This window comes from Pseudoalteromonas sp. 1CM17D, from assembly GCF_023161805.1.
Taxonomy (GTDB): domain Bacteria; phylum Pseudomonadota; class Gammaproteobacteria; order Enterobacterales; family Alteromonadaceae; genus Pseudoalteromonas; species Pseudoalteromonas atlantica.
Genome location: NZ_JALNTP010000001.1, coordinates 312,536 through 324,246 on the forward strand (window position 1 = coordinate 312,536; position 11,711 = coordinate 324,246).

General features: G+C 39.9%; 9 protein-coding genes. All 9 read left to right on the plus strand.

All coding sequences use genetic code 11. From position 1 onward, the window contains the following. Window positions 1–10 precede the first annotated feature (10 nt). The 9 genes from MSC25_RS01405 to MSC25_RS01445 all read left to right on the plus strand — a co-directional run bounded on the left by MSC25_RS01405 (window position 11) and on the right by MSC25_RS01445 (window position 11,675). Window positions 11–469 carry a GAF domain-containing protein gene (locus MSC25_RS01405; protein WP_004586714.1) on the plus strand — a complete coding sequence of 153 codons (459 nt, stop codon included), beginning with the start codon at window positions 11–13 and terminating at the stop codon, window positions 467–469. After that, a complete protein-coding gene (locus tag MSC25_RS01410; RefSeq protein ID WP_004586713.1) occupies window positions 469–747 on the plus strand; it encodes a hypothetical protein in 279 nt (92 codons plus the stop codon). Before MSC25_RS01405 ends, MSC25_RS01410 begins: the two co-directional genes overlap by 1 nt. A gap of 15 nt (window positions 748–762) precedes the next feature. Beyond that, window positions 763–1,401 (plus strand): RNA chaperone ProQ, encoded by a 639-nt coding sequence (proQ, locus tag MSC25_RS01415; RefSeq protein ID WP_004586712.1) that lies wholly within the window; start codon window positions 763–765, stop codon window positions 1,399–1,401. 26 nt (window positions 1,402–1,427) lie between these two features. After that, entirely contained in the window at window positions 1,428–3,452 is a 2,025-nt protein-coding gene (gene prc / locus MSC25_RS01420) for a carboxy terminal-processing peptidase (protein ID WP_248442228.1), read from the plus strand. Window positions 3,453–3,633: 181 nt separating this feature from the next. After that, complete coding sequence (gene nhaC / locus MSC25_RS01425; RefSeq protein ID WP_173644030.1) at window positions 3,634–5,094, plus strand: Na+/H+ antiporter NhaC; 1,461 nt, start codon at window positions 3,634–3,636, stop codon at window positions 5,092–5,094. 43 nt (window positions 5,095–5,137) lie between these two features. Beyond that, window positions 5,138–7,732, plus strand: a complete 2,595-nt coding sequence (gene pepN, locus MSC25_RS01430) for an aminopeptidase N (protein ID WP_248442230.1) — start codon at window positions 5,138–5,140, stop codon at window positions 7,730–7,732. After that, on the plus strand, window positions 7,733–7,954 hold the full coding sequence (locus tag MSC25_RS01435; RefSeq protein ID WP_024033528.1) for a DUF2835 domain-containing protein: 222 nt from the start codon (window positions 7,733–7,735) through the stop codon (window positions 7,952–7,954). It begins immediately after the preceding gene. A 249-nt stretch (window positions 7,955–8,203) separates the two neighbouring features. Next, complete coding sequence (locus tag MSC25_RS01440) at window positions 8,204–10,297, plus strand: DUF1302 domain-containing protein (RefSeq protein WP_004586707.1); 2,094 nt, start codon at window positions 8,204–8,206, stop codon at window positions 10,295–10,297. Between the two features lie 13 nt (window positions 10,298–10,310). Further along, complete coding sequence (locus MSC25_RS01445; protein ID WP_024033529.1) at window positions 10,311–11,675, plus strand: DUF1329 domain-containing protein; 1,365 nt, start codon at window positions 10,311–10,313, stop codon at window positions 11,673–11,675. The last annotated feature ends 36 nt before the right edge of the window (window positions 11,676–11,711 follow it).

Consider the following 11,711-nt stretch of genomic DNA (forward strand, 5'->3'; position numbering starts at 1 on the left):
GTAGTTTGGTATGCAAAAGCACGATTTTTACCAGTCATTAGTTAAGCAAACTGAATCACTAATTGCTGGTGAATCTAATGTCATTGCTAATATGGCTAACGTAAGTGCGCTATTATTTACCTCATTAGAAGATGTAAATTGGGCGGGCTTTTACTTTATGGATTCGCCAAGTGAATTAGTGCTTGGGCCTTTTCAAGGTAATCCAGCGTGTATTCGTATTCCTGTTGGTAAAGGGGTATGTGGTACGGCTGCAGCAACGTTAGAAACTCAACTAATTGAAGATGTGCATGCGTTTGATGGCCACATAGCCTGCGATGCAGCGTCTAACTCTGAGATTGTTGTACCTATCATGAAAAATGATAAAATAGTTGCTGTTCTTGATATCGATAGCCCAACTATTGGTCGATTTGATACTGATGACCAAGCAGGTCTTGAAGCATTAGTTAAATGCTTAGAGGCAAGCTTATAATGAAAGACTTGCTAAATGTTCAAGACTACCTATTCGCAGTACAAGATGTAGGCGATTGGGAAGGGGAAGAAGAACATGTAGCGGAAACGCTCAATGATTTGATTCACATAGCCTGGGATAAACTTCCAGATGATTTAGATTGTGAATCAATCGATGAAATAATAAATGGTATTTGGGAACACCTTCGAGGTGATTTGGCTGTACTTGAAGCCGACTTCGAAGAGTTAATCGACTGGGTAATACACTACGTTGACTCGTCCCTTGATGAAAAGATGTGAAAAATAGGTTCTAAAATGGAAACCACAAACAAGCTAAAAGATATTAATGAAGTGCTGGAATTTCTTTATCAAGAATTTCCACAATGTTTTAAACAAAAAGACGGTATTAAACCGCTTAAAGTCGGTATTTTTAAAGATATTGCCGAGCGTATAGAAGGGTCTGAAAAAGTAAGTAAGACTCAAGTACGTCAAGCGCTTAGAAAATACACGTCTAACTGGCGTTATTTAGAAGCTGTGACTAAGTCAGAGTTTCGTATTGATCTTGATGGCAATCAAGGTGAAAAAGTTGAGCAAGAGCACATTGACCACGCTCAAAAAGCACTAGAAGAAAGCCGTGCTAAAATGGCAAAACGCAAAAAACAACAGCGTCCACGCCAAGATTCAGATTCTAAATCTTTCAAGAAAAAACCAGCCCACGCTAGCAAAAACAATGCACAAGCTAACAAACCAGCTAAAGCAGCCCCTGCTAAACGTTCAGGAAAAGTTGAACCTTTACCTGCAAGTGAGGTCAAGGTTAATAACAAGGTTAAGGTTAAACTTGGCCAAGCACTTGTAAATGCGGTAATTACTGAAGTAAACAAAGACGAAGTTCATGTTGAATTAGTAACTGGCATGCAAGTTAAAACCAAAGCTGACAGCTTATACATTATTTAAGTTGTAAATAAATTAAGGAGTTGTGTATGAGTAAAAAGTTTACGCTCATTCCGTTAGTTGCTGCCCTGTTTTCGGGTTCTTTATTCGCTTCAGTAGAAGCGGCAAAACTTGAAGACTTGCCTGTACTTAAACAAGAAAGTCAACATGGCACTGCCAGCAAACGAGTGGCTAACTTATTTGCTCGTTCACACTATACACCGGTTCGATTTAACGATGGGCTTTCTAGCAAAGTGTACGATCGTTATATCGAATCCCTTGATTTTAACAAAAGTGTGTTTTTAGCAAGCGACATTGCTGCGTTTGAAAAATACCGCAACGATTTTGATAATGCTATTACCACCGGTAAGCTTGGCTTTACGTTTGATATTTTTAACTTAAGCTTAAAGCGCCGTTTTGAACGTTATGATTACTCTTTATCACTACTAGATAAAGAAATGACGTTTGATAAAGACGATGAATACTTTTTTGACCGTGAAGATTCAGCATGGCCAGCATCGCAAGCTGAGCTTGATGAAATTTGGCGTGAACGCGTTAAATACGATGCCTTACGTTTAAAAATGACAGGCAAAGATTGGGAAGGGATCAAAGAGGTCCTTACCAAGCGTTATAAAAATGCACAAAAACGTTTAGTTCAAACAAATTCAGAAGATGCATTTCAAATTGTAATGAACTCGCTAGCGCGAAGCATTGAAGCGCATACGTCGTACTTATCGCCGCGCCGCGCAGAACAATTTAAAATGGATATGGACCTAGAGCTTGAAGGCATTGGCGCCGTTTTAAGCCCAGATGAAGATTACACCGTTATTCGTAGCTTAGTTCCAGGTGGTCCTGCCGATAAAACAGAGCAGCTTAAAGCTGACGATAAAATTATTGGCGTTGCCCAAGATCAAAAAGAGTTTGTTGATGTTATTGGCTGGCGTTTAGATGATGTAGTTGATTTAATCAAAGGCCCTAAAGGCACTAAGGTACGTTTACAGTATCTTAAAGGCTCTGATGCACATGGCACGCCTAAAGTAGTTGAAATCACCCGTGATAAAATTCGTTTAGAAGATAGGGCTGCTAAATCTGAAGTATTTGAAGCGAGTTATTCAAATTTAACTTCAAAAATTGGTGTTATTGAGATCCCAGGCTTTTACAACAATCTTTCAAAAGACGTTAAAGTTGAATTAGCTAAACTTAAAGAAGAAAACGTAGACGGTATTATTATTGATTTGCGCCAAAATGGCGGTGGATCATTATATGAAGCTACACAGCTATCAGGCTTGTTTTTTGACCAAGGTCCGGTTGTACAAATTCATACATTAAATAACCGTATTGAAGAGCAAAAAGACCGTGACGGAATTACCTACTACGATGGCCCATTAACTGTTTTAGTTGACCGTTACAGTGCTTCAGCCTCTGAAATTTTTGCCGCTGCAATGCAAGACTATGGCCGCGCAGTAATTATAGGCGAGCAAACCTTTGGTAAGGGAACGGTTCAGCAACACAAAGGCTTAGGCCGTGCGTACGATTTATACGACAACGACTTAGGTAGTGTACAATACACTATTGCTAAGTTTTACCGTATAAACGGCGGCAGTACTCAACATAAAGGGGTTATTCCTGATATTTCATTCCCTTCGGCGATAGACCCAGCAGAGTGGGGCGAGAGCAAGCAAGATAATGCATTGCCATGGGATAGCATAGTACGAGCTAAGTATAATAGGCAGGGTAATTTAACGCCTGTAATCACTTATCTTGAAAAACAGCACGAAGTACGTATTAAGTCAGAGCCAGAGTTTGGTTACGTATTTGATGATATTGCCCGTTACAATGAAGAGAAAGACCGCAAAACTATTTCTTTAGTTGAAGCAGACCGTATTAAAGAAAAAGATGAAAATGAAGCACGTACTCTAGCGCGCACTAATGAGCGTTTAAAGCGTTTAGGTAAGGAGCCAATAGAAAACCTAGATGATGTACCTGAGGTAATTGAAGAGCTTGACCCTTTCTTAGAAGAGGCAGCACTGATCACTCAAGATTACATTAACTTTGGCCGTATCGCTAAAAAATAAACACGTGTTTACCCCGTTTAAAAGGCGCTTTTTGCGCCTTTTTTGTTACCTAAATTTCGCTAAATTGCTATAATCGCGAATTACTAAATTGAGTTACATTACTGTGGCTTAAAAAAAGCACTGATACGCTAAAAATAATAAATAACCACGCCACGATATGTGGTGTGCAGGAGTCACTATTTTGAAGCCTTTAGAAAAACCGATTAAACCCGCCTCGTTTTTTGATGCACTTGTTCCTATCTCTGTTTTAATTTGCCTTTTAGGCGCAGCGGTATATTTATTTGGCGATAATTCGTCATCAGGTCCTAACCAAATAGCGTTATTATTTGCCACCTTTGCTGCGGCACTAATAGGGCTAAAAAATGGCTATACGTGGAAAAAGCTTGAAGAAGCCATGATTGAAGGTATTACCTTATCATTGGGGGCTATTTTAATTTTATTAATGGTGGGTGCCTTAATTGGTACTTGGCTGTTGTCGGGCACCGTGCCAACGCTTATTTATTATGGCTTACAGGTTATTAACCCAAGCTGGTTTTACGCTGCAAGCTGCTTAATTTGTGGCATTGTTGCAATGAGTATAGGTAGCTCTTGGACCACAGCTGCCACCATAGGTGTGGCGCTTTTAGGGGTGGCCACCGGGTTAGGGCTTGATCAAACTGTGACGGCAGGGGCGGTTATTTCGGGAGCTTACTTTGGTGACAAACTCAGCCCGCTTTCTGAAACTACTAACTTAGCACCGGCTGTTGTTGGAGCTGATTTATTTGAACATATTCACCACATGTTATGGACTACTGTTCCTAGCTTTGTCATTGCATTAATCATTTTTATATTTATGGGCTTTAATGCAACGGCTTCTAACGAAGCCGGCAGGATTGACGAAATAACAGCGATTTTAGAGCAGAACTTTAATATAGGCTTTGAAATGTTAATTCCATTAATTGTGCTGCTAGTTTTAGCTATTAAAAAAATGCCAGCGTTTCCGGCTATTTCAATTGGCGCTGTAATCGGTGCTGTGTGGGCAATGTTGTTTCAGTCTGATTTAATTGCGACACAAATTGACCTTTCTCAGGGTGAGTTGGTTGGTTATTTTAAAATTATTTGGACGACTTTTTTCGATGGTTTTAGCATCGACACGGGTGATGACAAAATGGATTCATTGCTCAGTGGTGGCGGTATGGCAGGGATGTTAACCACAACATGGCTGATCATGACGGCTCTTATGTTTGGTGCCATTATGGAAAAAACCGGCTTATTAGATATTTTTGTTAAGAGCATTTTAAAAATTGCAAAAAGCACGGGCTCGCTTATTACATCAACCATTGCTACTTGTGTGGGCACAAACTTAATAGCGGCTGATCAATACATTGCTATTGTAGTGCCAGGTCGTATGTTTAAAGAAGAATATAAAAAGCGTGGCTTAAAGCCCGTTAATTTATCGCGTACTTTAGAAGATGGCGGCACAATAACAAGCCCGTTAATTCCGTGGAATACCTGTGGTGCGTACATGCAAAGTGTTTTATTAATAAACCCATTTGACTATGCCCTGTATGCTTTCTTTAATTTAATTAACCCTTTCTTAGCTATTATTTATGCGTACGTAGGCATTAAAATTTTACGCATTGAACCCAAGCAACCTGCTTAAATCTAAATAGCTCCTTTTTTAAGGAGCTTTAGTTGGAGTAACTATGACTGTTTCAGCAAAGCCAAAAGCGCAATACTTAAAAGACTACACTGCGCCTAATTTTTCTATAGAGCACACTGAACTCACTTTTGACTTACAACCACTAAATACAAAAGTGACGGCGCTTCTAACACTTAAAAGAACAACAAATCAAAACTCAGCGCTTGTGTTAGATGGCATAGACTTACAATTAGTGGAGCTGCAAGTAGATAATGTTGCTTATACTAATTATAAGATTGAAGGTGAGCACCTAATCATTAATGATTTACCTCACACATGCCAGCTTAAAATTGTTACTGAAATTTCTCCTGATACAAATACCTCTTTAGAAGGCTTGTATTTATCTGGTGGAGCGTATTGTACGCAATGTGAAGCGCAAGGTTTTAGAAAAATAACCTACTTTTTAGACCGCCCTGACGTGCTAAGCACTTACGATGTGACGATTATTGCTGATAAAAGCTTTAAGCATTTACTGTCAAATGGTAACCAAATTGACAGCGGTGAAACAGCTGATGGCCGCCATTTTGCTAAATGGCAAGACCCATTTAAAAAGCCAAGTTACTTATTTGCATTAGTAGCGGGTGATTTTGATGTACTAAAAGACACTTACACAACAAAAAGTGGGCGCGAAATTGAGCTTGCGCTATTTGTTGATAAAGGCAATTTATCTAAAACACCACATGCAATTAACTCATTAAAAAAAGCCATGCATTGGGATGAGACACGCTTTAACTTAGAATATGACTTAGATATTTACATGATTGTTGCCGTAGATTTTTTCAATATGGGAGCAATGGAAAACAAAGGGCTAAATGTATTTAATAGTAAATGCGTATTGGCTAACCAAGAAACCGCCACCGATAAAGATTATCACACGATAGAGTCGATTGTTGGTCATGAGTATTTTCATAACTGGACGGGTAACCGTGTTACCTGTAGAGACTGGTTTCAGCTATCGTTAAAAGAAGGGCTCACAGTATTTAGAGACCAAGAATTTAGTAGCGATTTAGGCTCACGCGCACTTAACCGCATTGATGCCGTTAAGGTAATGCGCACACATCAGTTTAGTGAAGATGCGGGGCCAATGGCGCACCCAATTCGCCCAGAAAAAGTTATCGAAATGAATAACTTTTATACCGTAACGGTGTACGATAAAGGGGCTGAAGTTATCAGAATGATGCACACCCTGTTAGGTGAGGTTAACTTTCAAAAAGGGATGCAGCTTTACTTTGAACGCCATGATGGCCAAGCGGTTACCTGTGATGATTTTGTTGCTGCAATGAGTGATGCTTCAGGCATAGATTTAACGCAATTTAAGCGTTGGTATAGCCAATCTGGTACACCACGATTAAATGCAACACAGCATTATGATCACGATAAGCAACTTTATACTTTAACAATTGAGCAATCAGCTCCGCTAAATCAGCCAGATAATAAGAGCCTTCACATTCCATTTGCCATCGAATTATTAGATGAAAATGGGCAAAGTATTGCACTTACTTATCAAGGTGAAAAACGCGACCACGTGCTTAACGTAACTGCGCCAACGCAAACGTTTTACTTTGATCAAATACCTGCTCGCCCAGTGGCTGTACTACTTGAAGATTTTTCTGCGCCCTGTATTTTAAGCCAGCAAAATTCAGAACCTGATTTACTGCATATTATGCGTTTTGCGCGCAGCGATTTTTCGCGTTGGGATGCGCAGCAGCAATTATTTATTAATGCAGTTAAGCAAGCAGTCAACGCACCTGAACACGCAACATTAAGTGAAAACGTTATTAATGCACTCCGTGTGTTAATAAGCGCACAAAGTGGCGATTTAGCACTGGTAGCAGAGCTTATAAAACTGCCAAGCTTTGACACCTTTGCCGCTGAGTTTGACATAATTCCTGTTGACGAAATCATTACGATCACAAGGTTGTTTGAGCAACAGATTGCCGAGCAATTATCTGATGAGCTTTTACATTGTTACAGCTCGTTAGTAGATGATGGCAGTATAAATGCAGATGCAGTGGCTATAAGAGCGCTTAAAGGTGTTTGTCTACATTACTTAGCTAAAATACCTTCTGAGCAAGTTGACCGCTTTATTAAAAAATCGGCAGATTCACCGAATATGACCAATGTTTTAGCTTCATTAAGTGCGGTAGTAAAAGCATCACACCCGTTAAGAACAACGTTGTTAGATCATTTTGATAGCCAGTGGCGTCATGATGTTTTAGTTATGGATAAATGGTTTGCGCTGCAGGCTATGCAATCTGGTGATGATGCTATTGAGAATATAAAAGCGTTGTACGCGCATCCTAGCTTTGATTTTTCAAACCCAAATCGTGTACGGGCATTAGTGGGCAGCTTTAGTCATTTTAATACCGCACAATTTCACCGAAAAGATAGTGAAGGCTACGCATTATTAGGTGATTTACTTATTAAGCTAAACGCGATTAATCCGCAAAATGCCTCTAGAATGTTAACGCCTTTCATGTCGTGGAAACGCTTTGACACCACCCGTGCTCAAGCAATGAAAGCACAGTTGCAACGCTTAGCAAACCTTGAAGGATTAAGTGCTGATTTATTTGAAAAGGTTGAAAAAGCGCTTAATTAAATGATTGAGTATTACTTCTCTTTACACCTGAGCTATAACAAATGCATGGACTACTACCATGGTCGTTTTAGCTCAGTACAAGTGGTTGAGGATAACGGTAAAACAATACGTTTTGCCGCCTCGCACTTACGCCCTTACATTTCATCTATAGGAATAAGAGGGCGTTTTAGACTTTTACTTACCCCCGAGAATAAATTTATTCGCCTCGAACGTATCGCCTAACCTGCTGTTTTTATGTTATAGATACATAAAAATATTATCTTTTTGTTAATTCAATTTGTTCTATTGTTAATTTACGTGTATAAATTATCTGGTATGACGTCTTACCAATACGTAAACGTCAGCTCAAAAAATATAATAATTGATTGAACGCGACCATTTGTAATTTTTTATAATCGCTTCTATCGTTAAGATTACACTAAAAACAATAACTTGATCACACATAATTACCCACGACAGGGGGGATACACAATGATAAGAAGATCGCTTTTTGTTAAAAACAAAATAGCTATAGGTTTAGCAGCCGCAAGCTTAGGTTTATCTGCAGCAGCGAATGCAGCAAATTTTGAGGTAGGGGGCTTTGATGTCACCTTCGACTCAACTTTTTCCTATGGTCAAAGCGTCCGTGTTGAAGACAGAGATTTCGACATTATTGGTAAAAGCAATAATCCTGCATTTGATTGGACTGGGTATAATCCTTCATTAAATACAATTTATTCTTCTCAAGATGTTTGGGCTCAACCAGGCTCTTACTCTAATAATGGCGATGCAGGTAATCTTAATTTTGATAGCGGTGATTCGTTTTCAAAATTATTGAAAGGAACACACGACCTTTCAATTAGTAAAGATAACTACGGCTTATTCACACGTTTTATGTACTTTTACGATTTTGAGTTAATGGATGGTGATAGAGCCTACGTTAACCCAACCTCAGGACAAGGCGTAGATCCATGTGATGATGACGACACAAAAGAGCAAAGCTGTGCCGACATTCGTTTATTAGATGCCTACGTTTGGGCAAATTTTGACTTAAACGATGGCAATAACCCGCTGTCAATTCGCCTAGGTCAACAAGTAGTTAACTGGGGTGAGAGTACACTTATCTCTCATGGTATTAACGTAAACCCGGTCGATATTGACCGCTTAAAAGCGCCAGGTGCTGAGCTTAAAGAAGCATTTATTCCTGTAGGTATGCTTTGGGCGTCATTAGGGATCACTGAAAATATTACTTTAGAAGGTTTTTATCAGTACCAATGGCATGAAACACGCCTACCGGCTGCGGGTACTTATTTTTCTACCAATGACTTTGCAGCAGAAAACGGCTATCAGCAAAATGTACAGTTAGGTTTTACTTCTAACCCTGACATTGATATGGCCTTTTTAACCGACAGCCTTAATAACCTTTATACTAATTTTGCTCAGGTAGCCGCTGCACAGGGTATTGACCCAACAAGTGCTGAAGGCCAAGCCCTGCTTGCAAACATGTATTTAGCTCATCCAACTAAAGTTGCGCTTAAAGGTAAAGGCGATAACGGTAAAACAGAGCCAGATGACGGCGGCCAATATGGTTTACGTTTAGGTGTATTTTTACCAGAGTGGAACGACACAGAAGTGGCGTTATACCACGTTAATTACCATAGTCGACGTCCGCTAATTTCTGGTCGTGTATCTAACTTTTCTCAAGCTGCCATCGCACAAGATTTAGCGATGATTGCAACAACAGAAATTACAGATGACAACGTGGCAGATTTAGTTGCGTTTTCAAAAGCAGAAAATGATTACCCAGAAGATATTAAACTTTACGGTTTAAGCTTTAACACCACAATTGGTGAAACCGCGTTTGCTGGTGAGTTTGCATTTCGTAAAGACGAACCATTACAAATAGACGATGTAGAGCTACTTTATACCGCCATGCCTGAACAATTGGCGCTTGCCGGTATTCGCCCAGACTTTGCGGGTATTTCGCAAATGAGTTTTGGTGATGCGATTAGCTCTGTAGCGGCAGGTGAAGTTGCACAAGGTTATATTGAACGCGACACATCACAAATTCAGTTTACTGCAACACATTTATTTGGCCCGTCATTAGGTGCTGATAGCTGGGCTGTAGTAGGTGAAGTAGGTGCTGTTAAAATTCATGATATGCCTGATTACGACGAAATGCGTTTAAATGTGTCGGGTACAGGTCGAAGCGGTGTGATCACAGGCCCAGGCACTACTGACTACACAACATTACAACTAGGCCTTTCTAATGGCCCAGAAGAAAAGTCGTTTGCAACGGCATCATCTTGGGGTTACCGCCTAATTGCTAAAGGTGATTACTTTAACCTTTACAATGGCATTAACTTCTCTCCACGATTTGTATTTTCTCATGATGTAAACGGTAACACACCTGATCCTATGTTCTTGTTTATTGAAGACCGTAAATCGTTGGGTGTAACGATGAACTTTAATTACCAAAATGCATGGTCACTTGATGTGAGCTACAACTCATTTTGGGGTGGTGGCGATATCAATACTTTCTCAGATCGTGACTACGTTTCTTTCAATTTAAAATATTCAATTTAGGGGTAATATTAGTATGATTAAAAAACCTACCCTCATCGCTACCGCTTTGTGTAGCATGTTTTTAAGTTCAGCGGCAATGGCAAAAATGAGCGCTGAAGAAGTTGCACGTTTAGGACAAGACTTAACGCCATTTGGCGCAGAAAAAGCAGCCAATGCTGATGGGTCAATTCCAGCGTGGAATGGCGGTATTACATCTGCACCAGAAGGTTATGAGCCAGGCATGCACCATTTAGACCCGTATTCTGCGGACAAAGTGTTGTTTACCATTGATAAAACAAACCTTGATAAGTACAAAGCTAACTTAAGCCCTGGTCAAATTGCTTTATTTGAAGCATACCCAGATACGTTTAAAATGCCTGTTTATGAAACGCGCCGCTCTGCGTCTTACCCACAGTTTGTATACGATGCAACAAAAGAGTTTGCTGCAACGGCTGAGCTTATTGAAGGTGGCAACGGAATAAAAAATACCGCAATTGGTATTCCATTTCCTATTCCTAAATCTGGCTTAGAAGCTATTTGGAATCACTTATTACGCTATCGTGGACAATCAATAGAGCGTTTTGGTGGACAAGCTGCACCCACCGCATCGGGTTCGTACAATTATGTAGGCTTTGATGAACAACTATTGGTTAAATATTCAGATCCTAAAGCGACCCCTGCAGAGCTTCAAGACTCAAACATTTTGTTTAAATTTAAGCAAAAAGTGACAGAGCCAGCACGCCTTGCCGGTACAGCGCTACTTGTACACGAAACCATGGATCAAATTTTAACACCTCGCCAAGCGTGGACATATAACTCGGGTCAGCGTCGTGTTCGTCGTGCACCAAATGTTGCATATGACGCACCAGGTACAGCCGCAGATAGCTTACGTACTACCGATGATTTTGATATGTTTAATGGCTCACCTAACCGTTACAACTGGACGTTAAAAGGTAAGCAAGAGCTATATATTCCGTACAATAGCTACAAGTTACACAGTGATAAACTAGAGTACGATGATATTTTAAAACCCGGCCACATTAATCCAGAGCATACGCGTTATGAAAAGCACCGTGTATGGGTGGTTGAAGCTAACTTAAAAGATGATACACGCCATATTTATAAAAAACGCGTGTTTTATATTGATGAAGATAGCTGGCAAGTACAAGTGACCGATATTTATGATAATCGCGACCAGCTTTATCGTGTAGCAATGGCATATGGCTTAAACTACTACGAAGTACCTACGCAGTGGAGTACCTTAGAAGTGTATCATGATTTAAATTCGCGCCGTTACTTAGCTATTGGTTTAGATAACCAAGAAAAAATGTACGACTTTTCAGAGTCGTTTAACGATAACGAATTTACTTCAAGCGCATTACGCCGTGAAGGTAGATAACAACGTAATATGCAGCTAACAGCCCGTTAGCTGCTT

Excerpts from the sequence above, each read along its gene's own strand:
- MSC25_RS01435 (WP_024033528.1), top strand. The coding sequence starts at position 7,733 with ATGATTGAGTATTACTTCTCTTTACACCTGAGCTATAACAAATGCATG.
- MSC25_RS01445 (WP_024033529.1), top strand. The coding sequence starts at position 10,311 with ATGATTAAAAAACCTACCCTCATCGCTACCGCTTTGTGTAGCATGTTT.
- MSC25_RS01405 (WP_004586714.1), top strand. The coding sequence starts at position 11 with ATGCAAAAGCACGATTTTTACCAGTCATTAGTTAAGCAAACTGAATCA.
- prc (WP_248442228.1), top strand. The coding sequence starts at position 1,428 with ATGAGTAAAAAGTTTACGCTCATTCCGTTAGTTGCTGCCCTGTTTTCG.
- MSC25_RS01410 (WP_004586713.1), top strand. The coding sequence starts at position 469 with ATGAAAGACTTGCTAAATGTTCAAGACTACCTATTCGCAGTACAAGAT.
- proQ (WP_004586712.1), top strand. The coding sequence starts at position 763 with ATGGAAACCACAAACAAGCTAAAAGATATTAATGAAGTGCTGGAATTT.
- pepN (WP_248442230.1), top strand. The coding sequence starts at position 5,138 with ATGACTGTTTCAGCAAAGCCAAAAGCGCAATACTTAAAAGACTACACT.
- MSC25_RS01440 (WP_004586707.1), top strand. The coding sequence starts at position 8,204 with ATGATAAGAAGATCGCTTTTTGTTAAAAACAAAATAGCTATAGGTTTA.